Annotated in this window: 27 protein-coding genes and 1 pseudogene; 9 read left to right on the forward strand and 19 right to left on the reverse strand. The window is 41.2% G+C overall.

The genetic code is table 11. From position 1 onward, the window contains the following. Positions 1-116: 116 nt before the first annotated feature. The 6 genes from LF822_RS06235 (at position 117) to LF822_RS06260 (ending at position 4214) form a co-directional block, all read left to right on the forward strand. Positions 117-779, forward strand: coding sequence for a GntR family transcriptional regulator (locus LF822_RS06235; RefSeq protein WP_253923064.1), 663 nt, complete (start codon positions 117-119; stop codon positions 777-779). A 404-nt stretch (positions 780-1183) separates the two neighbouring features. Then, positions 1184-2092, forward strand: a complete 909-nt coding sequence (gene metA / locus LF822_RS06240) for a homoserine O-acetyltransferase MetA (RefSeq protein ID WP_253923065.1) — start codon at positions 1184-1186, stop codon at positions 2090-2092. A 377-nt stretch (positions 2093-2469) separates the two neighbouring features. Continuing rightward, a complete protein-coding gene (locus tag LF822_RS06245; protein ID WP_253923066.1) occupies positions 2470-2664 on the forward strand; it encodes a hypothetical protein in 195 nt (64 codons plus the stop codon). Further along, positions 2654-3040, forward strand: a complete 387-nt coding sequence (locus tag LF822_RS06250) for a sporulation protein (RefSeq protein WP_253923067.1) — start codon at positions 2654-2656, stop codon at positions 3038-3040. The genes LF822_RS06245 and LF822_RS06250 overlap by 11 nt, the downstream gene beginning before the upstream one ends. 27 nt (positions 3041-3067) lie before the next feature. Continuing rightward, positions 3068-3856 carry a TerC family protein gene (locus tag LF822_RS06255; RefSeq protein WP_253923068.1) on the forward strand — a complete coding sequence of 263 codons (789 nt, stop codon included), beginning with the start codon at positions 3068-3070 and terminating at the stop codon, positions 3854-3856. A gap of 130 nt (positions 3857-3986) precedes the next feature. After that, positions 3987-4214: a hypothetical protein gene (locus LF822_RS06260; RefSeq protein ID WP_253923069.1), complete on the forward strand. Its 228-nt coding sequence runs from the start codon at positions 3987-3989 to the stop codon at positions 4212-4214. Positions 4215-4258: 44 nt separating this feature from the next. Here the strand turns inward: LF822_RS06260 and LF822_RS06265 are convergent, their stop codons facing one another. From LF822_RS06265 to LF822_RS06275, 3 genes and pseudogenes are all read right to left on the reverse strand, one after another. Then, the gene (locus LF822_RS06265) at positions 4259-4840 is read right to left on the reverse strand and encodes a cell wall hydrolase (protein WP_253923070.1); all 582 of its coding nucleotides are present in this window, start codon (positions 4838-4840) and stop codon (positions 4259-4261) included. Positions 4841-4933: 93 nt separating this feature from the next. Next, positions 4934-5560 carry an FMN-dependent NADH-azoreductase gene (locus tag LF822_RS06270; RefSeq protein ID WP_253923071.1) on the reverse strand — a complete coding sequence of 209 codons (627 nt, stop codon included), beginning with the start codon at positions 5558-5560 and terminating at the stop codon, positions 4934-4936. A gap of 166 nt (positions 5561-5726) precedes the next feature. Further along, positions 5727-6613: pseudogene (locus LF822_RS06275) on the reverse strand (AraC family transcriptional regulator). 422 nt (positions 6614-7035) lie between these two features. Here LF822_RS06275 and LF822_RS06280 point away from each other — a divergent pair. Then, positions 7036-7203 carry an aspartyl-phosphate phosphatase Spo0E family protein gene (locus LF822_RS06280; RefSeq protein WP_253923072.1) on the forward strand — a complete coding sequence of 56 codons (168 nt, stop codon included), beginning with the start codon at positions 7036-7038 and terminating at the stop codon, positions 7201-7203. Positions 7204-7750: 547 nt separating this feature from the next. Here the strand turns inward: LF822_RS06280 and LF822_RS06285 are convergent. Then, complete coding sequence (locus LF822_RS06285) at positions 7751-7909, reverse strand: hypothetical protein (protein WP_253923073.1); 159 nt, start codon at positions 7907-7909, stop codon at positions 7751-7753. A gap of 185 nt (positions 7910-8094) precedes the next feature. Between LF822_RS06285 and LF822_RS06290 the strand changes: the two genes are divergently transcribed. Then, positions 8095-9048: a ribose-phosphate diphosphokinase gene (locus tag LF822_RS06290; RefSeq protein ID WP_253923074.1), complete on the forward strand. Its 954-nt coding sequence runs from the start codon at positions 8095-8097 to the stop codon at positions 9046-9048. A gap of 56 nt (positions 9049-9104) precedes the next feature. On the opposite strand, the gene LF822_RS06295 is transcribed toward LF822_RS06290, so the two are convergent. The 9 genes from LF822_RS06295 to LF822_RS06335 all read right to left on the reverse strand — a co-directional run bounded on the left by LF822_RS06295 (position 9105) and on the right by LF822_RS06335 (position 17094). Next, positions 9105-9416 (reverse strand): hypothetical protein, encoded by a 312-nt coding sequence (locus LF822_RS06295; RefSeq protein ID WP_253923075.1) that lies wholly within the window; start codon positions 9414-9416, stop codon positions 9105-9107. 147 nt (positions 9417-9563) lie between these two features. Continuing rightward, entirely contained in the window at positions 9564-10181 is a 618-nt protein-coding gene (locus tag LF822_RS06300; RefSeq protein WP_253923076.1) for a DedA family protein, read from the reverse strand. A gap of 215 nt (positions 10182-10396) precedes the next feature. Next, positions 10397-11881 carry an alkaline phosphatase gene (locus LF822_RS06305; protein ID WP_253923077.1) on the reverse strand — a complete coding sequence of 495 codons (1485 nt, stop codon included), beginning with the start codon at positions 11879-11881 and terminating at the stop codon, positions 10397-10399. Positions 11882-12067: 186 nt separating this feature from the next. Then, on the reverse strand, positions 12068-13267 hold the full coding sequence (locus tag LF822_RS06310) for a GTP-binding protein (RefSeq protein ID WP_253923486.1): 1200 nt from the start codon (positions 13265-13267) through the stop codon (positions 12068-12070). A gap of 4 nt (positions 13268-13271) precedes the next feature. Continuing rightward, entirely contained in the window at positions 13272-14435 is a 1164-nt protein-coding gene (locus tag LF822_RS06315) for an NAD(P)-binding domain-containing protein (RefSeq protein ID WP_253923078.1), read from the reverse strand. A gap of 15 nt (positions 14436-14450) precedes the next feature. Next, a complete protein-coding gene (rpsN, locus tag LF822_RS06320) occupies positions 14451-14720 on the reverse strand; it encodes a 30S ribosomal protein S14 (RefSeq protein WP_253923079.1) in 270 nt (89 codons plus the stop codon). Between the two features lie 191 nt (positions 14721-14911). Next, positions 14912-15253 (reverse strand): avidin-fold protein, encoded by a 342-nt coding sequence (locus tag LF822_RS06325; protein ID WP_253923080.1) that lies wholly within the window; start codon positions 15251-15253, stop codon positions 14912-14914. Between the two features lie 15 nt (positions 15254-15268). Further along, positions 15269-15793: a DUF5412 family protein gene (locus LF822_RS06330; protein WP_253923081.1), complete on the reverse strand. Its 525-nt coding sequence runs from the start codon at positions 15791-15793 to the stop codon at positions 15269-15271. A gap of 80 nt (positions 15794-15873) precedes the next feature. Beyond that, complete coding sequence (locus LF822_RS06335; RefSeq protein ID WP_253923082.1) at positions 15874-17094, reverse strand: hemolysin family protein; 1221 nt, start codon at positions 17092-17094, stop codon at positions 15874-15876. 290 nt (positions 17095-17384) lie between these two features. On the opposite strand from LF822_RS06335, the gene LF822_RS06340 reads away from it, so the two are divergent. Beyond that, a complete protein-coding gene (locus LF822_RS06340) occupies positions 17385-17612 on the forward strand; it encodes a hypothetical protein (protein ID WP_253923502.1) in 228 nt (75 codons plus the stop codon). A 242-nt stretch (positions 17613-17854) separates the two neighbouring features. Here the strand turns inward: LF822_RS06340 and LF822_RS06345 are convergent, their stop codons facing one another. From LF822_RS06345 to preA, 6 genes are all read right to left on the reverse strand, one after another. Further along, positions 17855-19207, reverse strand: a complete 1353-nt coding sequence (locus tag LF822_RS06345) for an aspartate aminotransferase family protein (RefSeq protein WP_256521575.1) — start codon at positions 19205-19207, stop codon at positions 17855-17857. A gap of 176 nt (positions 19208-19383) precedes the next feature. Beyond that, a complete protein-coding gene (locus LF822_RS06350; RefSeq protein WP_253923083.1) occupies positions 19384-20958 on the reverse strand; it encodes a PucR family transcriptional regulator in 1575 nt (524 codons plus the stop codon). A 95-nt stretch (positions 20959-21053) separates the two neighbouring features. Continuing rightward, entirely contained in the window at positions 21054-21287 is a 234-nt protein-coding gene (locus LF822_RS06355) for a hypothetical protein (RefSeq protein ID WP_253923084.1), read from the reverse strand. Positions 21288-21306: 19 nt separating this feature from the next. Further along, positions 21307-22800 (reverse strand): NCS1 family transporter, encoded by a 1494-nt coding sequence (locus LF822_RS06360; protein WP_253923085.1) that lies wholly within the window; start codon positions 22798-22800, stop codon positions 21307-21309. Positions 22801-22891: 91 nt separating this feature from the next. Further along, positions 22892-24310: a dihydropyrimidinase gene (gene hydA, locus LF822_RS06365; protein ID WP_253923086.1), complete on the reverse strand. Its 1419-nt coding sequence runs from the start codon at positions 24308-24310 to the stop codon at positions 22892-22894. A 22-nt stretch (positions 24311-24332) separates the two neighbouring features. Further along, positions 24333-25619, reverse strand: coding sequence for an NAD-dependent dihydropyrimidine dehydrogenase subunit PreA (gene preA, locus LF822_RS06370; protein ID WP_253923087.1), 1287 nt, complete (start codon positions 25617-25619; stop codon positions 24333-24335). Between the last annotated feature and the right edge of the window lie 6 nt (positions 25620-25625).

A 25625-nucleotide genomic window follows, 5' to 3' on the forward strand; every position in this document is an offset into this window, starting at 1 on the left:
ACTTCGAAAATTTATTTAAAATCAGCGGTTTTTTACTTCTTTTGTATACAAAGTTATACTAAATTTGATGTTCTTTACCATTTGTGGATACAATTTAACGGAGGGGAGTTTGAATTATGAGTGCATATGAATCAATTAAAAGAGCAATTTTACATGGAGAATATCCTCCAAAAATGCGATTGACTGAAGAATACTTAGCAAATGAATTTAACATGAGCCGCACCCCCGTTCGAGAGGCACTAAGGAAGCTGGAATCTGAAGGGCTTATTGTTTCTATGAAACGAGGGGTCACTGTACGTCATTTTACAAAAGAAGATATTGAGCAGATCTATGATTTACGCACATTGTTAGAGGGGTATGCTGCGGCCCAGGCCGCCATCCACCGCCAGGATAAAAACCTTAATGAAATGCGCGAAGCCAATCTCTTGTATGAAGAAGCCATCACTACTTATTTCAAAACAGGAGAAACTACAATTGAACATATATTGGATATTAATCACAGCTTCCACGATGCAGTCATTAAAGCATCACAAAATCAGCACATCCATTCCCACATTTCAAAAGTTGTCGTCGTACCTCTAATTTTTCGTTCGTTTTACTGGTTTGATGAGTATCAGCTGCGCCATTCCCTGGATGCTCATAAAACAATATTAAAAGCTATTGAACAACAGGACACAGAAAGAGCCCGCGCTGCCATGCATGAGCACATCTATCACGGACGTGACCAGGTTATTCATCATATTAAAGAAATTGATTATCACTATTCCTCAAATAACTAAAAACAATAAGGCTCAGAGTGAACAACTTTTATTGGCTGCTGCACTGCAGTTGTCTTTGCGACCCACCGTTTTCAGCCGTTGCGCGGCGGTACCAGGTACACAAATACAAAAGAAGTTCAATGAATCTCATGAGGCGTTTGTGTACCTGGTACCGCGTAATGCTCATACTTTATACAGTGCAGTTACCGTTGTCCTCTTACTTTATACTGTGCAATTTCCATTGTCCTCTTACTTTATTTTGCTGAATTACAGTTGCTCTCTTTTTTCTCTTTTTGAGCTTTATGATAGGATAAGAACATTGAATATTCTATTAGATTACATAATTTCAGCACTTTACCCCGTTGCACCAATAAACTTACCTAATTATAATAAGACTATTACTATGAACGAAGGAGGAACTGTGATTGCCTATCAACATACCCAAGAACCTGCCGGCTGGTGAGATTCTAGCTAATGAAAATATTTTTATCATGGACGAGCTCAGGGCGGTCACCCAGGACATTCGCCCTTTAAACATATTAATTTTAAATCTGATGCCCGAGAAACAGCGAACGGAAACACAGCTGCTCCGCCTGCTAAGTAATTCTCCTTTGCAAGTAAATGTGGAATTTCTTCATACAGCAAGCTATGAGTCAAAGAATGTAAGTAAGTCCCACTTGGAACAGTTTTATAAGAGCTTCGAACAAGTTAAACACCAGCGTTACGATGGAATGATTATTACGGGGGCTCCTGTAGAACAGCTCCAATTTGAACAGGTCTACTATTGGGACGAGCTGGTGAATATAATGGAATGGACAAAAACCCACGTAACTTCCGTTATGCATATTTGCTGGGGAGCCCAGGCTGCTTTGTATTACCACTATGGGATTGATAAATACAAGCTCGCTCAGAAGCGGATGGGGGTATTCTCTCATGATTTGATTCATCCGGATGTGCAGCTCGTCCGGGGCTGGGATGATGAATTTCAAGCTCCTCATTCTCGTTTTACGGATGTAGCGGAGGAAGAAGTTCTGGCAAATGAAGATTTAATTCTTCTGTCGACTTCAAAGGAAGCAGGACCTTTTGTCATCCAATCAAAGGATGGTAAACACGTCATGGTAACAGGCCATGTAGAATACGATGCGGCCACCCTAGGAGATGAATATCACCGGGACCGGAATAAAGGACTGAAACCCGACCTCCCTTTTGATTATTATAAAAATAATGACCCAAATGAAAAACCGTTAAACCGCTGGCGGTCACACGCCTATATCATGTTTTCCAACTGGCTTAATTATTATGTATATCAGCAGACTCCGTACGCGTGGAAATAGTACTGAATCAGTCCTGAGAAAGGGCTGGTTTTTTTATTAGCAAACCAACACTCACACGAAGCCTAAATATTGTAACAATTAGCAAAATATATATTGACACTTTTAAGTAATTACCTTATTATAATATTACAGTTATCGAGTAAAAACTGTGCTCTATAATGAGCTTATAATACTCCAAAGGGGAGTAGCTGACAGTTATGTCGACAATACGTGATAAATAATCACCGGCTTAACTGGCAACTTTACGTTGTTTGCGAGACCTTTGCCAATTACGGTAAAGGTTATTTATATGAATTTCTATACCTTTATCGAATCGTCGGTAAAGGTTTTTTGTATGTAGAAGGAGGATCACAGTCATTATTTAGTTTCATTTTATAATGCTTAAACAATTGCTTTTAGTTCTAACGCTGCTTGTCACTGTGAAATTATACGGGGTGTCGATTATTACTGCAGAGGTGCACAACCCGCCGAGAACTCTCGTCGTTCATTCACAAGCTTACGCACAGCAGATAATCTATCTGCCGATTCACATAAAAAACTATAACCAGGAGGATCTATTAATTGATCAATAAGCTATTAAGCTGCCTTAAGATCGGTACACCGCGTGTTGATTTAGTCCTGCACTCTTATTCCTTCAAACCGGGAGACCGGGTAAAAGGCCACTTCAAATTGGATGGGGGCTGGATGACATACGAAATTAAACGGGTAGAATGTGATTTAATCATGGCGAATTCTGAAGACAGACCGGTGTTTATCGAGCCTGTCACAACTCTTCTTACATCACAAGTGATGAAACCGAGTGACAGTAAAGAAATCCCATTTCACTACCAAATTCCTTCAAATGCTCTTCCGTCTTCAGAAGGAGCCAGCTATCGACTGCAAACCCGGGTAGTATTTGAAGATAACTATAAGACGTTTGACCATGATGAACTTTTTATTACCACTTAAAAATTTAACTACTTAAGGAGATAACAATTGGACATTTCATTAGTAATGGAATACGGATGGGTATTGCTTATTCTTATCGGTTTAGAGGGTATATTGGCTGCAGATAATGCACTTGTTATTGCCACAATGGTAAAAAACCTGCCCGAACATAAGCGTAAAAAAGCCTTGTTCTACGGTCTTGCCGGAGCATTTGTTTTCCGCTTCGGCTCACTATTTATCATTTCTTATCTCGTGCATATATGGCAGGTTCAGGCAGTTGGAGCATTGTACCTCCTTGGTATTGCTGCGTACCACCTATTCAAGAAACATGTACTAAAGCCTAAGCTGAAGGAAGTAAATACCACCAAAAAAGGTTCCGGGTTCTGGGTAACCGTTATTAAAGTAGAGCTGGCTGACATCGCGTTTGCTGTAGATGCCATTTTAGCTGCTGTTGCCTTAGCTGTCACTCTTACACCGGCCAACCTTCCAGAAATAGGTGGATTGAATGGTGGACACTTTATCGTTATATTGCTTGGGGGAATCATCGGGCTTGTCATCATGAGGTTCGCGGCGGGTTACTTTGTTGGACTCCTGGAACGCCGTCCCGGTCTTGAAACAGCTGCTTACCTTATAGTAGCCTGGGTAGGAGTAAAATTGGCTATATACACGCTGGCACACCCTGAACTTGGTATCCTGGCTGAAGATTTCGCTAAAAGTGTGACCTGGAAAGTTATTTTCTGGTCTGTTCTTCTCTCCATTGGAGCCGGCGGCTGGTTCTTATCAAAAGAGAAGCCTCAGCCAGCTGTTAAAGAACTTCAAACTGTTTCGACAAAGTAAATAGATAAGGTATTTCAATACTGAAGGGCCGCCCTTTCTATCTTAACTGCCGCAGTCAATCATTATAGTAGGATAATTAAATGGATGCATGTTAGAGTTGGGGTCACGCCTAAAGTTGAGGAGACTAACTTTGGATTTACTTCCAATTATGAAAGACTCAGGATATACAAAGGCCCAATATATTAACTTCGATCAAGAAGTCTGCACTATACGGCTGAATCAATTCTATTCCAATGACGAGATATTCCTGCAGTTAAGAATGGACCCTGCTTCAATCCAATATTTCCCTTTAGATAGAACCCCTTATATAACTTTTATGGAAAAAGAAAAAGTAATAAAGCTGCAGCTATTAAAATAAGTAAAAAGGCAGGCTCTATTTTAAGAGAGCCTGCCTTTCATCATTTATCGTAAAAATACGTGATTTCCAATTACTGTAGTTACTTCTTGACTGCTTAAGTAACTGCTGTCAGCTTTATCAGGATTATAGAAGAAAATAGAATCTTGATCATAGCCTTGATAATCTAGTGCTTCTTCTACAGCGTCTTTAGATTCTTGACCTGCTGGTTCATTAATAGACCCATTTAAAACAGGGGAGAACTGATAGCCGTCATGAATGACACCATGAATTGAATCAGGGAAACGGTCACTTTCCACCCGGTTAAGAACTACAGTGGCTACAGCCACTTTACCAGCATAGCTTTCCCCTTTGGCTTCGGCTTCCACTAAACGATTTAACAGGTCCTGCTCGCCATCAGTCGGCACAACCGGCAGTTTTAGTTCCTCTCCCGGAAAAACTTCTCCGTTTGATTTGTTATTCATCGCCTGCACTTGATCAGCAGAAAGCCCAAGCTGTTCAGCTATAGAATATATCGATTCGCCTTCTTTAACGGTATGCGTTTTTGCATGGGCAGAGCTTTGCATTGGAAAGGAAAAAGCCAGAACACAAATTGCGGCTATTCCCACCATCCACATTTTTTGTGACACTTTGAATCTACCTCCTAAATTATTAATCTTTTATAAAGTAACACAGGAGGATAAATTCTTTTACTATTAATTCTTTCCAGTGCTGCCAGTTAATTAAAAGGAAGCTGCTGCTGCCGCTGCTTTTTCCAAACCTTCTTCAACAATTTCTTCGGCTTGGCCAGGAAACTGATTGTGTCCTTCTACCACGAGAGTCGTAACGTCTTCCACTCCCCAGAAGCGAAGCATATTCTCTACATAATTGACAGCCATTTCCACAGATTGAGCCGGTCCTTCTGAGTAAACCCCGCCTCTTGCGTTGAGGAGAACCACTTTCTTATCCGGTAGCAATCCTACAGGACCTTCTTCAGTGTAACGAAAAGTCTTCCCTGCCTGAGCAAGATAATCAAAATACGTATGAAGAACAGCAGGTATGGTAAAGTTCCATAGCGGAAAAGCAAAAACTACTTTGTCTGCAGCAAGAAACTGCTCTAAATATTGAGTAACCGTTTGTGTCGCTTTATCTTCTTCAGCCGTCAGTTCCATTCCTTTCGACTGTTTAAACATTCCATTAATTTTGTCTGTATCATAGTAACTCAAATTCTCTTCAAACAAATCTAATTCTTCGATTTCATCTTCGGGATGAGTTTCTTTATAGTTTTCCAAAAACTTATGGTACAGCTTAACACTTACGGACTGCTCTATAGGTCTTGAATTAGCTTTAATAAATAATACGTTAGACATACAATTAATACCTCCACTACATCAGTAATATTATGAACGAAAGATGTTGCTATAGCAACATTTCACGTTGATTACTATATAACGGTTGTACTAAGATGTCAAACAATTAAACTCAAAAAAAAACCCCTCCACTTAATATTTGTGAAAAGGGGCAGTCTGAACGTCATTATTTATGAAGGGAGTCCTTCTTCTCAACAGGAATCCAAATTTCACTCTTGAATGAAGGAGAAGCTGTATCTTTATTCTCGTTCCAAAGAATCTCCGGTCCTTCTTTCTGCTGATAGTGGGAAGTTGGAAACCATTCCGAGTATATCCGTCCCCACACTTTTTGCAAAGTCTCAGGAAAAGGTCCTTCCGCTGCAAACACGGCCCAGTTTGAGGCAGGTACCTCAAGAGACGATAAGTAATCCGGCCCTTTCGTTGTTGTTGCTGCTCCAATATAGTGATCAAGCTCACCCTTCTCCTCCATCCTTCCCTCTGAAAAATTGGTCGAAGCACTAATTAAACCTGAAGGAGTAAGATTAGAAAGCTTCTTTATTTCATCAATAGTCTCCCCGTCCAAACTCTTCCACATAGAAGCAATCTCTGGATTCACCCCGTGAAAAATAATCGGAACTCTTTTCTGAATACCTACAATCCGAAACGCTTCTTTTTCTTCCATACGATAGTTCATTTCATTTCCTCCTTGAATGGATAGTTGAAAGGACATTCGTGGAAAAGATTTTAACAGCTGTCCATTATTTCTCGCTTCACTGGGAGGAATACCGTGCCAGTCTTGAAAAGCTCTCGCAAAAGCATCAGCAGAACGATAACCATATTTAACAGCACATCAATGATGCGCTTCCTGCTTTGACTTAATTCAAAAGCCGCGCACGTCATCCTTCTGATTCGAATGTACTCTGAAAGCGAAACCCCTGCTAGAAATGAAAACATTCTTTTAAAGTGATATTCTGAGCAAACCGCCAGCTTAGCTGCTTTAGTAATATCAATGTGTTCGGTTAAGTTTTCCTCAATGTATTCCAACGCTTCATTTACTTTGCTTATCGAATCCACACAACTTCCCTTCCTTCCTACTTTAGAATACCAAACAGGAAATGAATCGGACCGACTTTTCGTGCCCGTTATTGCAGCATCAATTATATAAAGATACGATCTTCTTCGACAACTCCGATTTCTGATCAACTAAAAATTTTTTATGTAAAGCAGCTCTATAACAGTTGATTCTTATAGTTCTGATATTCATTGAAAGCAACTGTATACTATTTAAAAATAATTACACAAAATCCCTTTTTGTGATAAAAAACGTTATAATAATGCTTGTCACAAACGATTTTTACGAAATATGAGAGAGATGGCGGATTCGCTAGAAGCTTTGTCAAACCGTGACAACTTTTGGCGAATCTATTGAAATGTATATACAAATTTAAGATAATCATAAACGTTGTTCGTACAATTAATATTTAAGGAGAATTTTTATGACAAATCCAATACAAGTATCAAAGTATCAATACGACCTTGATAAACACATTCAAGTAAAAAAGAAAGAAATGATTGAATTAGGCAGCCGTTATGGATTAACCGACAGAAGAACAGTTAAATGCAGTCAGCAGCTCGATCATCTGTTAAACAGGTTGGCTAATTAAAAGGACTGTCCCCTTAGGAGAGCCAGTCCTTTCAATTGGCCCAGGAGGAGTGCACGATACCTTAAACTGCTGCTCTCCCAGAGTGTAATTGACTAATTTCATATGTACAAACTGGCGTAGTTCTCATTTCTGGTGACTTAAAAATGACGCAGCCCCTTTATTAAAATAGGAAACCACGCCATTTTGTCTTATTTTCATTATATGTTTGTCTTATAATTAATGTGCACTAAATTATTATTTTTGCCGCGTTTCTATGTAGACTTCTAAACTAATCATGATCTGCTTCTTTTTGAACCTCTTGCCTTGTAATCTATACTATTCCAGCCCCAGCTGAAAAAAGCGTAGACAGCTGCTTAAAAAATAACCCGCAGCGTGTTTTCACCCCAATGAACAGGTCCCTTCAATATGTCGAATAAATTAAAACTAAGCCAAAGCATTATAAAAAAAACAGCTAACCCATATTTCCGTGATAATTTATATTGATTTAACAAGCTCTGTCACTCCCCAATCATTAAATTACTAACGCTCTTAAGAGCTCCTGGATGAGTTAATCACTGTCTTCCCAGCCGTCACTGCCTATATGATAGTGTGTGTCATACTTTAGTTCAGGACACTTTTTAGGTTGAGACCGGCTTGAAAGCAGTTTAACTAATAGAGGAACGATGATAAACAATCCAGCACTTCCAAAAAACATGAAGGCTCGCATTCCTCAACTCTCCCTTCTCTTATATCTTCTACGAATACGTGTGGTTTTAGTTTCACACCTTCTCAATCCATCAGCAAATGTAAGAGTTTACCAAAATTGTTCACAAGGATGTTTCTTGTGTCTCTGTAGCTTTTTTGTGATAATAGAAGGTATGATTAAGACGCTTTACTTAAGGGGGAACTGTCATGTCATTTCCAGGAGCTGACGATAATATAAAGGTCTTCTCGTTAAATTCCAACCGTGAACTTGCCGAGGAGATCGTGGAGAACATGGGGATTGAGCTTGGAAAATGCTCAGTTAATCAATTTAGTGATGGAGAATTACAGATAAATATTGAAGAAAGTGTTCGTGGGTGCGATGTGTTCGTCATTCAATCCACAAGTGATTCCGTGAATGATCACATAATGGAGCTGCTCATTATGATTGATGCATTAAAACGAGCTTCCGCAGCATCTATCAATGTAGTCATTCCTTATTATGGTTACGCGCGACAGGATCGTAAAGCCCGCTCTAGAGAGCCGATTACAGCTAAGCTGGTTGCAGACCTTATCGAACAAGCAGGGGCCAGCAGAGTGATGTCGATTGATATTCATGCGCCGCAAGTACAAGGATTCTTTAATATACCGGTTGATCTGCTGCTTTCTATGCCTATACTTACGAAATACTTCTTAGAAAAAAATCTGGAAGACGTCGTTGTTGTATCTCCGGATCACGGCAGTGTAAAGAGAGCCCGTCAAATGGCGGACCGCTTAAAAACTCAGATCGCTATTATTGATAAACGGGAGCCTAGAAGAGATTTCCCTGGTGAAACTAACATTGTTGGAGATATTGAAGGGAAAACAGCTATTCTTATGGATGACATCGTGGATACAGGTACGAGAATCACAAGTGGTACGAAGGCTCTCCTGGAGAGAGGAGCCAAAGAGGTGTATGCCTGCAGCACCCACCCTGTATTATCAGGACCCGCCGTCGAGAGAATTAAAGCCTCCTCAGTGAAAGAGCTGATCGTAACGAACAGCATCCCGCTGACTGAAGAAAAACAAATGGACAAACTGACGCAGCTGACTATAGCTCCCCTCATAAGCGAAGCGATAAAGCGCGTGCACAATGAAGAGCCTGTCAGTCCATTATTTGATTAAATAATATCAGCCGACTTTTTCACTAGGAGTCGGCTGATATTTTATAACACTGTTTATTAGTCTTCCTCTATTTTGTTTAAGCACCTGTATACTACAACTTGTGTTAACAAGAACCCCGTTACTCCTCCAATAAGACAGAAACGTAATTGCAGGGGTACAGGATTTATAGTTACTAGACTTCCAACTAGTAAATAAGGGGCAATACAGCTGTATAGCAAGCTTACCGCAAAAAATAAATATTTGTTTACTTTATCGGTTATAATCGATTTCTCATACTGATTAGCTACGATAAACGAAAGTATACTAATCACCATGTGTACAACAAGCAGTACCACAATAGATGATCCATTTGTAACTTGCTCCCCCACAACTATCCCTCCAGTTCAATTAATACGGACTAAGAACAAGAATCACGGCCAGAATCGGACTCACAACAATCAAGTGGGGCTTGTCTTCTTCTCCCTCCAATGAATCTTCTGATTTTTTTCATTCCTTTCAAATTTGATCCCGCCATCTCAACTCCGTTTGTGCTTTTTTCTCTTTTGTAGATACTTTACTAAAGTGAATAGAAGCAGCAGGCCTAAGAGCGCATAAATCACTTTCGAATATACGTCCATAAAATAAACAATCTCTTCCCATGAAGAGCCTACAGACGCCCCCAAACTCACCAGTACGACATTCCATATTAATGTTCCTAGAGTCGTAAGCGCCAGGAACAAAGGAAAATTCATATTGGACATTCCAGCTGGAATAGAAATCAAGCTTCGAATAAGCGGAACAAAACGACAGAAAAACACAGTCCACGGTCCATATTTATCAAACCACGCATCAGCACGATAAATGTCTTTCTTTGTTAGACGAAGGATATGCCCCCACTTATCGACGATTCTTTCCAACCGTTCTACATCCAACTGCCTCCCTATACCATATAACACCATGGCTCCCAGCACTGACCCCGCGGTTGCGGCCAGCACTACCCCGAAGATTGTTAAACTTGACGTCGTCGTCATAAACCCGCCAAAAGTTAAAATAATCTCAGAAGGAATTGGTGGAAAAATATTTTCTACTGCAATTAATAGTAGTATTCCTATGTAACCCAATTCATTAATAATGGTAATCAGCCAATTTTCCATATACAGCTCCTCCAGTTTTTTCTATGCTTACCGGTCTCAACTTAACGACTAAAAATCTCCTTTACTATTATTCCAATCAGAAACTTCAAATCCTTTAATACGATAAAAGCATGGTGGGTATTGCAAAAATTGTATATAACTAACATTATCATACATTTACAAAACAAAAAATCACCACCTTTTATGAGGTAAAAGGTGGTGATAGGCAATATAATTTATTTTGGTCCTTTTCCTTTTTCCTTTCCTTTTCCATTACTGTTCTCTGGCCCCTTGCCTTTATTATCTTTGGCAGAGTTCGCAATGAGCTCAACGATGTCTGTATTATCCATTACACCTTCAAAGTCTTCGCTGCCTGCCCCTGTAGCAAATACAGGAACCATGTTGCCTGTATGACCGCCTGTTCCGCTTTCTGCACGGATTTCCGTATCAAGCGCTCCGACTTTGTAATGGGCAGCAATTACAGAACCTACTTCCCAGCCGACTCGGTAAGCAGGGTAAACTTCTCCATCACTATCCTGAACATGAGATAAGAACTCTTCCACTTCAGCGTCGCTTATCTCGATATTGGCGTATTCCTGGAAGACCTGCTTCACACTTTCTTCAGAGAATGTTCCTGTTTCTTCATCCATTTCAAGCTCCTGAGCCATATATTCCGGAGATACTTCAACATCTTTCAACCCTTCAATATCCATAGGTTCAGTAGCGGACATTCCCATCGTTTCATGGTCAGCTAATACTACCACCATCGTGTCATCACGGTCTTCTGCCCAGTTTACGACCTGTTCAACTGTACGATCAAACTCCATCGTCTCTTCCCATACTCCTGTCGCATCTGCAGCATGCGCGGCATGGTCAATACGTGCACCCTCTACCATTAGGAAGAATCCGTCGTCATCCTGTGATAAAACGTCTAAGCTTTTATCTGTCATAGCTTCTAAAGAAGGTTCTTCACTGTTTAGTTCATCACGGTCTGTTTTATAACTCATGTACGAATCGTTAAATAATCCTAACAGCTTATCCGGTGTGCCGGCTTCCTCCAGACTGCTTTCATTATCAACGAACTCATATCCAGTGGATTGAAACTCTTCAACAAGATCGGTGCCATCCTGGCTGTCAGGACTGAAGTAATCAGCACCGCCTCCGAGTAACACGTCATATTGCTGCTCCAGCATCTGACGGGCAATCTCATCCTGCCCGTCTCGGTCAGCCACACTGGCTGTATAGGCAGCCGGAGTGGCATCTGTTACAGTGTTAGTTGAGATTACGCCTACTTTTTTCCCTTGATTTTGATATAAGTCTAGAATGCTGTCGACTTCCTCCCCTTCGCTATCGACACCAATCGCCCCGTTGTACGTTTTTTCTCCTGTTGCCAATGCTGTCCCTGCTGCACCTGAATCTGTGACCGAATTATCATCTGAGTATGTACGCATCATCCCGACATTTTCCAACGACTCCATATACAGGTCTCCTGTTTTACCTGACTCAAGCAGTCTGGCGATTTCCATCTGACCGACTCCTAAGCCATCCCCAACCATTACGATCACGTTTTCAGGTGATTTCTTGTCCACCTCTATGCTGGACTCTTTTTTCTCGTCAGCCGTAATCGAAATCGGCGATTTTTCTGAGGTAAGGCCAATAAAGCCTGCACTAAAGATGGCACCGGCTGCTGCGGTAGCTGTAATTTTCTTTTTAATCGACATAAACTCTCCCCTTTTTCTCATTTTTGTAAAATTTTGAATTCTTATTCAGTGTAATGAGATCATTGTATAATCGTCAACAAATCTTAACAAAAATGAGACTAATTCCGTAAAAGAGTTTTCGCTTATTCTTGAATAATAGGGACTATATTCCTTATATGAGGATAATATTAAAGCCTTCATGTATGATCATGAAGGCTCCGTGCTTTCCTGCGTGGTAAAAGAGGGAAGGGGATCATGAAACAGCTCCCATTCTGATTTCATTTCTTCTTCTGTTAGAAGACATTGGTTTAACGTTGACTCTATTCTCTGTTGTTCCATATCTATTCCTATAAACACCAGTTCTGTCAATCGGTCTCCAAATTGGTGATCCCATCTCGTTAATAGTTCCGGATCCTCAGCTAACACCTTATGCTGATCACTTAATGGAAGAGCAGAGACCCAGGAACCTGCGCCTTGAATGGTAAGCGAGGTTCCAGCCTGCGAAAGTAACCCGGCAGTATTATTACGGGTGGCGAGCCAGAAAAATCCTTTGGATCGAACTACCTGCTCCGGCCAATTCTCGAGCCAGGTCATAAAGCGTTGAGGATGGAAAGGCTTTTTACTGCGATAGACGAAAGAAGTAATATTATACTCGTCACTTTCAGCGATATGCTCCTCATTTAATTCTTTAATCCAGCCAGCACTCTGACTGGCTTTTTCGAAATCAAAGGAAGCCGTGTTCAATATTTCATCTGCTGCCACCTGAGCGTGTTCTGATACAATGATCCTTGCCTCTGGATTTAATTGATGAAGAAGGGCTCTTAACTTCGCCTGCTCCTCGTTCTCTACGAGGTCAATTTTATTTAATACAATGACATCTGCAAATTCAATCTGATCAATAAGTAAATCAATGACTTCTCTGACATCTGCATCATCGGCACCCTGCTTACGGTCAACCAAACTTTCTCCAGATTGGTAGTCATCCCAAAAGCGGTAAGCATCTACCACCGTAACCATTGTATCTAAACGGCAGGCAGCCCCTAAATAAATACCTGACTCTTCATCTTTATAAGTAAAGCTTTGAGCAACCGGAATAGGCTCTGAAATCCCAGTTGACTCAATTAGAATATAGTCCACATCCATCATCGCTAGCTTTTCTACTTCTATTAATAAATCTTCCCTCAGAGTGCAGCAGATACAGCCATTCTGTAGTTCAACCAACGTTTCTTCCGTACGCTTAAAGCCTCCGCGTTTAACCATATCTGCATCAATATTCACTTCACTCATGTCGTTGACAATAACTGCAAATTTCATATTTTTATTATGACGCAGAATATGATTGAGCAAGGTGGTTTTTCCTGAGCCAAGATACCCGCTCAATACAGTCACCGGCACTTTTGATTTCATTGATTTATCCTCCTGATGCTGAAGTAATGCGTTCAGCTGCTTTTCTTGCTCCTGCAATATTTCTTGCAGCAGGTCCCACTTCAAGTTCAGCAAGTGCCCCTGCTGCAAATAATCCATTCCCCCACTCCAGATGCTGATTGAGTTTCGGAAACCCGCATGGGGCACATGGAAGATTGCATGTGGAAGCCAGCTCCATTAACCAATCCCCTCCCGGCACACAGGCTTCTGCTCCAGTTGCAAGTACGAGCTGTTCAGTGGTTATAGAAGAACCATCACTAAATATGACGGCAGCTTTATTACTTTCTGACTTTGCGTTCAATATTTCATTCGTTATGATCTCTAATTTTCCCTCCTGCTCAAGAGCTCTCAAATCGTTTCGTATACCTGTTGTAATGGAACCCCTGTTTCTGGCTTCTCTTATCTGCTGCCTTCTCTTGCTGTAGCATTTCGTTTTATGAAACCTATTTAAGTATTTAGGACCGAGCCATCCAGGATCGCTATCAAAATCTTTGAGTCGGAATGGATGCCGCTTTATTAAGGTAACTTGTGCTTTTGTACGTAATGCCAAAGTTTTGGCCATGTGCGCAGACGTAATGCCTCCCCCAATTACAGCATAAGACTTGGCATTGTCATTAACAGGCTCTTCAAAAACATGCTGAACCCGGCCAGCTTGCTGATCCATTAACGTCTTTGTCCAGTCCGGGTAATGAGGACGGTCATTTACACCAACAGCAAGAACAACATTTTCAGCTTCAAGCCTACCGATTTCATTGACAGAAACATTCCAGTGCTCGATCCCCCGTTCTATTGATGTCACGACCCCCTGCTGCCAGCAATCCATCACCCCTTCTTCTTTAAACAAATCCTCGCAGTATTGATTGAACATATCAAGACGGGGACGTCCGTAATATCCTAAGAACGGTCCGGCATAATCATTATTTTTTGCATATTTTTTAAGACTGTAAGGATCAGGATCAAGGTGATGTACAGAAGGGGACCTCAAGTAGGTCATACCAATTCGGTTGGTTACTGACTTCCATTTCTTAATAGGTTCATCAAACGGATCTATAATCAGCAGTTGTTCTTTACTAACTTTTTTAAAATGCAGAAGGTAAGCCGCGGTAGTACAGCCTTGAATTCCTCCCCCTACGATAATCCACTTGTACATACTCATTACTCCCTATTACCAGCTTGACTTCTTCACGCCCGGAACCTGGCCTTTATGGGCATACTCTCTAAAGGCTATACGGGACATTTTAAATTTTCTCATATACCCCCGGGGACGTCCTGTCACTTCACACCTTCCATTCAACCGGGTAGGAGACGAATCCCTGGGCAGTTTTCTTAAACCCTCATAATCCCCTCTTGCTTTTAATTCTTTCCGCAGTTCTGCATATTTTGCGACCATTTCCTCACGCTTCTTCTCTTTAGCAATTTTTGATTTCTTAGCCATTCTTGCTGCACCCCTTTTTTTAAAATGTAATTATTACGATTTAAATTTGTGCGTAATTTTCCAAATAGTAATCATTACGTTTTATATATTATAAAGGACTGTGATTATTTTGTAAACCTGGGCAAAACCATTAGATTTCCACAAAAAAATTCTATATAAAAAGACACCCGAAATACGAGTGTCTTAAGTGGCTATCTTACTTCTCTAATTATCGATTCACCACTACTTTGCTCCTGATCCAGCCATTCCCACTTTTCATGAAGCTCTATGATGCCTTCCTCTGTTACGATGGGGATGGATTTACACTGTCCCCCTCTAATTTCATTGCTTTGATTCACATGATTATAACGAAATTCTAATGAAGCATCAGTATGTACTATGCCGATCAATTTACCTTTTACAATATCTCCACCAGCGTAATCCGCTGTAATAATATTCCCTTCCTGGTAATAATAGAAGTAAGTTTTGGAAGAAACTTCCCCTCCAGCTGAATTTTCTACAGATGCAAACTTACGGTTATTATAATTAATCATAGAATCGCTCCTTCATTAATCTCTATATGACTCTCCTTTTTCAAGATTCAAGTTATGTTGTCCAATAGTAACTTCGTGCTTGTTCTTCCAGGTCACCTTAGCTTCTGCCTGAGGAGAATTTGAATATACTGTTTTTTCAAACCATAACGGACCAAAAATTTTTGCTTTGGTCCCAAATGATGCTGTCGCACCTCCATTAGTGCGATAAATATGTAGTTCATAACTGCCATCCGGAGAATGGCTGACTTTCACGAGTTCCAGAGCATTTGGAGAATTGATCAGAACAGTCAGCAAGAGACTACCTGAGAGAAGGAATGAAACGATGATTGTAAACCAACTCCGTACTGTCGTTCTCCAATTCTTTTTATATGTAAGACCCACTACACCAAAAATAAAGGCTCCAGCACTAAGTAAAAATAAGACGGCTGCTGGAGGAGCGTATAACCACGTTTGATTAATATGTGAATAAACTGATTGAGTATACAGAATGAGGCAGACTAACAATAGAATGAATGAACCTGCATTTAACTTTCTAAACAAACTTGCCCCCCTCCCCTGCTTATGTCCAATAGTTTACCATAGAAATAAGCCTGATGAGAAAGACCCATCAGGCGTTGAACTTATTTTATAATTTGCACTTTTCGAATCATACGTCCTTCGATTTCCAGCACTTTAAAAGTCAGGTCAATCCGCTCCAGGACTTCACCTTCCTCGAGAAAATCATTGCACTCCTTCAACAGATATCCTGCTAAAACATCTTCTTCTTCAGGAATTTGGGAATCGAAAATGGAATTCAACCTGCGCAGCGTTATTTTACCATCACAGATAATCTCAGTTTCTGTTAATTTCTCAACTAACGTATCTGTTTCCGAATCCATCTCATCTTCAATTTCTAAACCGATCATGGATTCAATCACGTCTTCATGAGTAAGAATGCCTTCTGTCCCTCCGTACTCATCAAGAACAATAGCCAGGTGTTTACGGTCTTTCGTCATTTTGCGGAACACCCATTCAATCTTATGAAATTCATACACAATGAGTGGATCAAAGTCGATAAAATCTTTAAATGACTGACCTTCTGATATCGACCAGGAGATTAAATATTTTGAATGAAACACAGCCACAATATCATCTATATCTTCGTTATAAACTGGATATCGTGTAAAAGGGTTATTTATAACCACTTCCCTGACTTCCTCAAAGGAGGCTGTACTGGGAAGAGCCACGATATCTACACGGGGAGTCTTCATCACATCTTTAACATTTAAGTTATAAAAATCAAGTGCTCCTTTAATACGGTAAGATTCAGTTTCATCAAATGTACCTTCAGAGTCCGCAATATCAATCATGGTTCGCAGTTCTTCCTTAGAAACTGATACATCTTCGGCCTGGCTCTTTGATAGTATCTTTGTAACTGCACCTGTCAACCAATTTAATACGATGGTAACGGGCTTGAACACAATTACAAAAAAGCGGATCACAGGATAAACGATCGGTGCAATGCGGTCTGGAAACGCGGCAGCAACCGATTTTGGAAGGACTTCAGCAAACACAATTATGACAATTGTTAATATAGCGGAAGCTAATCCCACACTAAAGCTATATTGAATGGCAAGTGTAGTTACTAATGTAGGCAGTAAAATATTAGCGATATTATTACCAATTAAAATAGTAGTAATAAATTGACTAGGCTTGGATACAAGCTGCAAGAGATTTTCTGCTTTTTTATCTCCTTGTCCAGCTTTAGTCTGCAGCCTCATTTTATTTGTAGCCGTTAAAGCCGTTTCACTTCCCGAGAAGAATAGTGAAACAAAAATTAAAAATATGATCGCAATGATCACGTAGGACTTCCCCCTTTAAATTCTCAAAAAATTTGTACATGTTACTACTATAGAATATTTTCGCACACAAGGGAAACAAAACAAAAGTATAACATCAATAAATGATGGCTGAACCGTCTACTTCCATACCCTCCACCAAGGCTCCCCCTTCAAAAACAGCCCACCTACTTTTTGTATTAGGGCTCAGGCTGTCGAGAAAGTCTCGACAGCCTGATTTTTTTGATTTCTTTTATTTTTCACCGCGTTCATTTGTTATCCTATAGATAAGAATCTGTTTAGGCGGTGATCTTTTGTTTCAGTCCAGAAAAGAACGACAAAATGAAATGGAAATCGTAACGATTGAAGAGCTTGTCCCGGAAAATCACTTACCCCGTAAGATTGACCAATACATAGATTTCTCCTTTATCCTCGAAAAAGTTCGAGAGCAGGCGTTACTGACGGCTGCCTGCCAGAACATGAAAAAGATTGCCCTTCACCTAACCAAGGTGAGTTTGGTGAAGGAGAGTCTTTTTTGGTGAAGGGCGGTCAAATACCAGGAGACTCCTGCGGAAAAACGGGCGATCCGAGACCCCGCAGTGGGATTTTCACGAGGAGGCTCGGGCGTTCGTCCGCTGAAAGCGAGTGGTATTTGTCCGCACTGACGCACAAAAAAGCTTGTAGTAAAACACAGGGTTTCTCTACAAGCTGAGCCCTTCTACTTTTTGTAGAAGGGCTTCGATTGCATATTTATAGTCTTTTTCACTTGCTCAAGGGTCCATGTTCAATTTAGAGTCTTCAACTGGTTAATGCCTTCTACCATCGTATTGACCAATAATACGACGTCTTCTTCTTCAATAGATAAAGGAGGCGCAAGTGTCAGCACGTTGTTATAACCAGCTACCGTAACTCCATTCTTTCCTATAAGAACACCTTTCTGCTTACAATAGCCAATTACACTATTGACTTTCTCTGAGTCCAAGGGCTCCTTTGTCTGCCTGTCTGCTACTAACTCCACACCGATAAGAAGGCCTTTACCTCTTACGTCCCCTACCATTTCATGAGACTGTAATCGATCGCTTAACTCACGCCTGATTTGATTACCAATTTCGTCAGCACGATCAAATAAGCTTTCTTTTTCAAGGATTTCAATATTCTTTAACGCTAACGCGCACGCGGCAGGGTTTCCTCCAAACGTATTTACATGGCGGAAGAAGTCATACTGTTCACTGCCGGTAAAGGATTCATAAATTTCCCTTTTGACAGCGGTAACCGATAATGGCAGGTACGCACTAGTAACGCCCTTGGCCATCGTTACGATATCCGGCTTCACATTATAGTTCATATACCCAAACGCCTTGCCTGTACGTCCAAATCCGCAGATGACTTCATCAGAAATAAGCAGAGCCCCGTGTTTTTCACAAATAGACTTAGCCTCGGCCATATATTTCTCCGGCGGAACGAGTACTCCGCCACCTGTAATAATCGGTTCCATAATCATCCCTGCAATTGTATCACTCATTTCCCAGGTCATCACCTGATCAATGGGCTCAGCCCCCCACCGGTCTTTGTCACTGTGATCGTTTCTATAAGTATCCGGCGGAGAAACATGAAGAAACCCTGAACTTAAAGGTTCATACTTATACTTTCGTTCCGCCTGACCGGTGGCAGCGAGGGAGCCCATTGAATTCCCGTGGTAGGCCCGATACCGGGATATAAATTTATAACGATGAGAATCTCCGTTTTGCTGATGGTACTGTCTGGCTATTTTAAATGCTGCCTCGTTTGCTTCAGATCCACTATTTGAAAAGAACACAACATATCCGCCGCCAAGCAGCTGATTCACTTTCTCCCCAAGTTTAATGGCAGGCTCATGACTTTGGGTTAAGGGCATGTAAGACAACTGTTTCAACTGTTCATATGCAGCTTCGGCGAGCTCTTCTCTCCCATAACCAACATTCACACACCATAGACCTGACATCGCATCCAAAAATTGATTTCCGTCTATATCAGTAATCCAGGAACCCTTTGCACTTTTTGCCACCATTGTCCCATCCGGATTGTATGGTTTCATGGAGTGCCATACATATTTTTCATCCTTCACCAGCATATCTTGAGCTACATCAGCCTTCGTCAACGGAGATCCCTCCTTAAAGTAGTGATGGTTCTTAATTGTAAGAATTATCTTAATTATCTAATATTAACAAGTAAGTTTCATTAGACATTCTGTAAAAGAGTTCCCCTTGAACATTCACACTTTGACTACAAATAATTCCAATCAAAAAAAGCCTGCCCTCTGGACAGACCTTACCCTTACTTGGCAATCGTTTGCTGATACTCATAAGCCAGAATTGAAAACTCAATGACCTGCCTCTTCTCCGCTTCCATAAAATCCTTTCCCAACAGCTGTTCAAGCTTTTCTAAACGGTGATACAGAGTCTGGCGAACTACAAATATCTGCTTAGCTGTCTCTTTTTTTGAACCATTACATGATAAATAAACTTTTAATGTATGAAGCAGATTAGTATTGTTCTTCTGATCATACTCAATGATAGGCTCTAAATACTCCTGCACAAGATTGTTTAAATTGCTATGCTTATGTACTAAGGAAATGAGGCGGTACATATGCATATCTTCATAAAAGTATTTGTGTTGTCCCGGTGGAACCTTTACTTGAATAGATAATGTTTCCTGAGCTGTTTTAAAGCTTTCATGAATTTGGCCGAGTGATCTCACATACTTTCCTCCAGCTATTTGGGACGATGAAGCATTGGAATCTTCGAGGATCTTTTCCAGCCTTAGAATCCCTTTGAGAACCCTCTCTCTCCAATTTTCCTCTCCTTCCTTATTTAATAAAATAAAGGTAAGTAAATGACGTTTCTCTACTGGAAACACAAAATAACCATTCTGATCAAAAACATTCTGGATCAACATATTTAAATAAGTAAGATCAGCTTGTAACTGACCTTTTTTAAGCTTGACAATAAGAACAACCGCTCCAGAAACAGCTTCATTTATTTTATAATAGGTTAAATGTTCTTTAATTTCTTCTGAACTATGTACACCTTGCAGCCACTCAAGCATCCATTCCGTTTCTTCTGCTTTTCTTTTCTCTTCCGTATAAAGCTCTCTTAGAAGATACTGTGCCATGGCAGTAGCCGTCCTATCCAACAGTAACGATTCAAACTCCCCGAAATTTCTATGCTCAGAGAGGAGATAAATAGTGGCAAACTCCCGCTCAAAAACCTGGACAGGCTGGCTGAGCACTTTTTTATCAGAGCTTGCATGAAGTCTTTTTAACAATTCTTTTCTTTCCGTTTCTTTCACAGCAGGTATGATAACATCTTGATGATCGTCCGAGATGCAGACAAGCTGGCAGTTCAAATATTGCTGAAGATATTTTAAGATTTCAAATGAGTTGTCAATGGAGAGGAGTTTTTTATTTAATCGTTGAGCATAGTCTTCTAAGTTGGAGATTAGTTCGTATTGGCGGTTGATGAGATCTGAATGAATATCTTGGGTTATTTCTACAAATGATACCTCTTTTTCAAAAGTAATAATAGGGAAATGATGTCGGTTTGCTAACTCAACCGCCTGGTTTGGAATCGTATCAATAAAGCTGCCAAGCTCTATACAAAGACCGGCTACCCGGCGTTGAATCAGCTGTTCTAACAAGGAAAGAAAAAGTTCTTCATTCCCTTTCCAGCCAAATCCGGTGGAGAGTACCAGTTCTCCTCCTTTTAAATTTTCTCTTACTTCTGTAATTTCAAAGACATGCACCCACTTTACGAGACGGTCCAGACCTTGATGACCTGCAACTACAGTGGCACAGTCAAAATGACCTCGCGTAAGAATAGTTTTAACCGAGAATGCTGAGTGACTTTTCATAGAATGACCCCTTAATCAAAGGTACTATAAGTTGGTCAAAAAATCTATGTGCTATTAATTGCGTCCAAAAAAAGAGACGGGAAACACCCCGCCTCTTAGTACTCATTTTGTTTTTGCTGTTGAAATAAAACGGTGGAAAAATATTTACGTGAATCCGGGTGAAGCACCTGAATTCTTTCTTTTTCCTCTTTGTCGGGATCACTTCCTTTATAACTAAACTCTAAAAACGATCCGCTCAGGTTCTCGGTTACACCAGTTATGATATACCCTTGTTCTAATAGAAAATCGATTTTCTCTCTTTCTGCAATAAATTCTTTGTAGGACGACATACTCTCTCTCCTCTCTTCCTCAGGCATCAATCTTAGCAGGACCCGATTCAGTCACCGTTTTCTGCCCTAATCTCTCTTCAACAAATCCCTCTCCAATATCCCAGTCGCGTCCGACCGTAATGCCAAGGTATTCTTCGTCACTAGGGTTCTCAATTTCTGCCTGCACATATTTTTTAAAGTACCAATACTTTGCTAGTACGAAGTAGCTGAGCGCTCCGACAGCAAAGCCTACAAAAAATGAATAATTGCTGAATGTGTAGGCTGCTACGCTTCCTATGACCCACGAAAGGATGCCTGCCCAGTTTACTCCACCTCTATAGGAGAACTGGCCCTCTTTTTTATAAAGATCATATACATTCATTCTTCTTTTCCGCAGCAGGTAGTAGTCAGCGAAGATAATTCCCACGATTACGGAAAGAATCGCAGCGGCTATTAACAATACGGGTATGAGAAAATTAAACACGCTCCACGGCTGGATGACGGTTCCGACTAAACCAGCTATAAAAACACCCGCCCAAAACGGCAGCTTCGGACCACCCACATTTGAAAATATGGTAGCGGCAGGAACAATGTTCGCCGAGACATTCGTAGACCATTGAGCGAGAACAATCATTAACAACAGGATTCCCAGAACAAGTCCGCCTGCAGATTCCTGCAAAGCTACTACAGGATCGTAATTAGAAACCGCGATGTATGAAACAGCACCTAGTACTACGATAAATGTCTGGGTGAGGGGCAGTGCAATTAAACTTCCTACCATAGCACCTTTATTTCGTTTAAACCAGCTGCGTTCAAACTGGGGTGCTTTAATGAATCTCGAAATGGAAGAAACGTCAGCAGCAAGTGTCGCCCAGTACCCCATATTACCAACCACAACTACTACAAAAGCAGTAAAGGCCGCTCCTCCGGTTACCGGGCTCTCTACCCAGGACCAAATATCCCGGCCCGCTTCTGAAGCAGTGTTAGATAATGTATAGTACATCCATATTCCTATTAAGATAATAACTGGTGCCGCCAAGTCGGCAAACTTTTCAACAGCTTTAATTCCCATCGCTGTATTTAATAATTGAAAAAGAGCGAAAATAATATAGCATGTAATCCAGCTGTCAAATCCAAATAAAATGTTTAAAATTCCGTTCATTGCGGTTGACCCGAAATAAGTATTTATTCCAAACCACATCGAGGCAGCTACACCTCTTACCACGGAAGGAAAGTGCGTTCCCAATGTTCCAAACGGAGCTCTCATGTACACCGGGAACGAAATCCCATGTTCAATACCAATATCCGCCGTCATAGTGATTGCAAGTCCAATTAGAATTGTTCCAACTAACGTACCCAGCACCACTGACATTAGAGAAATTGATTGTACGCCTGCACCTCCAATGGCAAATGCAGCTAATACAACGGCCATCCCTACCCACATAAAGGAAAAGCCCAAAGTACTTATCTTTCTTTCTCGGTGAGGAATCGGCATAAGATCAGGTGACATTAAATGACGATCTTTTTTGTCCATGTACAGAAATCCTCCTAAGTATACCTATAAATTTTTGAGTGGCTGCCTGGCTGTACATAAATTACAGCCAGGCAGCCTTTCTATTTTGAAGTTATTTAATGGTAAGCTGTTCCTTGTCAACCAGTTTGAAATCACCATAGCGTGCCCGTTTTAAATATTGACCTGTTCCCAGCTTCCCTACAAACTCTTTATCCCGGATGACGAACTCCCCGCGTGATAACACACTGACTGGCTGCCCTGTTACTTTCATACCCTCAAATGGATTATAATCTGCGGCCATATGACTGGTTTCTACTGAAATCGTTCGTTCCACTTTCGGATCAAAGAGAACAAGGTCAGCGTCTGCTCCAACTGAAATGGTTCCCTTCTGCGGGAATAATCCGAAAGTTTTAGCTACTCTTGTGGAAGTAATATCCACGAACTGGTTTAATGAAATTCTGCCTTTCTGAACGCCTTCAGAAAAAAGTATACTCACACGATCTTCAATAATGGGCCCACCATTTGGTATTTTCGTAAAGTCCCCTTTACCAAGATCTTTCTGTCCGTTAAAATCAAACGAACATTGATCAGACCCTAACGTTTGAAGCTCCCCGTTCTTTAATGCACTCCACAGTACCTCTTGATTGAACTTCTCGCGCAGGGGAGGAGACCACACATATTTCGCCCCTTCAAAGTCCGGCTTCTCAAGATAGCTTTGATCAAGAACTAAATACTGCGGACATGTCTCGCCCCATACATCGTAGCCTTTCTTACGAGCTTCTGTAATCCTCTCGACCGCTTCCTTACAGGAGACGTGAACAACGTACAATTGAGAGTCCGCCAGGCCGGTAAGCTGGGCTGCCCGTCCAGTTGCTTCTCCTTCAGCTTCAGGGGGACGGGTTAAAGCGTGGTAAATGGGCTCTGTTTTGCCCTCCTTGAGCGCTTTCTTCACTAAGTGATCGATAACATCCCCATTTTCAGCATGTACCATGACTAATGCACCAAGTCGTTTAGCCTCTTCCAACGTGCGGAAAAGGGTCTCATCATCTGCCTGAAATACATTTTTGTACGCCATAAAAACTTTAAATGATGTAATACCTTCATCCTCAATAACACTTGGAAGCTGGTCGATCACTGCATCATTAATTTCTCCTATCATAAGATGAAAGCTGTAATCGATAACCGCTTTGTCTCTTGATTTAGCGTGCCACTGGTCGATAGAATTCTGCAGCGGCTCTCCTTTGTTCGTCAGGCAGAAATCAATAACGGTAGTCGTACCTCCAAAAGCAGCAGCAATAGTTCCGGTCTCAAAATCGTCCTTACTCACAGTACCGCCAAACGGCATTTCTAAATGAGTATGCGGATCGACACCGCCTGGAAAAATATAATGTCCTTCTGCATCAACAATTTCAGCCGCTGGATCTGATAAATCCTGTCCTATTAATGCTATTCTTTCCTTTTCAATTAATAAATCTGCCTTATACGTATCAGACGCCGTAACAATAATTCCATTTTTAATAATTTTCTTCATCATTGCCCTCCTTGAAAATTGATTACTTCACTAATTTCACATCACATGAAGGTGCAGCTCCAATCGCTGACTGCCTTTCATTCCAGGTCATTGGCGGCTGGCCGTTATCATAATCAATCATTTCAATCGCCCCGTCCACAGGACATACTATTGAGCATAGATTACAGCCCACACAGTCTTCCTCACGAACTCGTAAAATATCATTTCCATTCTCGTCTACTAACATATCGATACATTGATGCGACGTATCCTCACAGGCAATATGACACTTGTTACAGTTGATACAGACATCGTTGTTAATCTTGGCCACAATCTGATGGTTTAAATCTAAATTGCCCCAGTCGGAATACTTCTCAACAGATTTGCCGACGATATCCATAACAGAGCTGATTCCCTTCTCATCCAAGTAATTGTTCAGTCCATCCTTCATGTCTTCTACGATACTAAATCCATGATGCATGGCTGCCGTACAGACTTGTACACCCGTCGCACCCATCAGCATAAATTCTACGGCTTCCCGCCAGCTGGAAACCCCGCCCATACCGGAAATAGGAACATTGATTTTCGGGTGGCGCGCACATTCAGCAACCATGTTTAAAGCTATGGGTTTAACAGCCGGGCCGCAGTACCCGCCATGAGCTCCTTTGCCGGCTACATTCGGTACGGTGTCCCATGTATCGAGGTCTACCCCTGCCAGACTATTGATCGTATTAATCATACTTACTGCATCAGCACCACCCTGCACAGCAGCTTCTGCAGTGAATGTAATATCTGTTATGTTGGGAGTCAGTTTAACAATAACAGGCGTTTCCGCTGCTTCCTTCACCCACATTGTCTGTTTCTCTACAAGCTCCGGCACCTGTCCGGAAGCAGCCCCCATTCCCCGCTCTGCCATACCATGAGGGCAGCCAAAGTTAAGCTCTAACCCATCAACACCGACTTCTTCCACACGCTTTACAATTTCATGCCACTTTTCCTGGGAAGGCTCTACCATTAAAGACGCGATAATGGCGTGATTGGGAAATCGCTTCTTCGTTTCATAGATTTCCTTTAAGTTCACCTCCAGAGGGCGGTCCGTTATTAATTCAATATTATTAAATCCGGCCATATTCTGGCCATTATAGCTTACACCGGCAAACCTTGAAGTAACGTTTAAAATCGGGTCTCCGAGTGTTTTCCAAACAGCCCCGCCCCAGCCGGCTTCAAAGGCACGCTGGACCTGGTATCCTGAATTTGTGGGAGGCGCAGAAGCCAGCCAAAAAGGATTAGGGGATTCTATTCCTGCAAGATTCAATCTCAAATCTGCCATGTATAA

This window comes from Halobacillus sp. A5, from assembly GCF_024189315.1.
In the GTDB taxonomy this organism is placed as follows: Bacteria; Bacillota; Bacilli; order Bacillales; family Halobacillaceae; genus Halobacillus_A.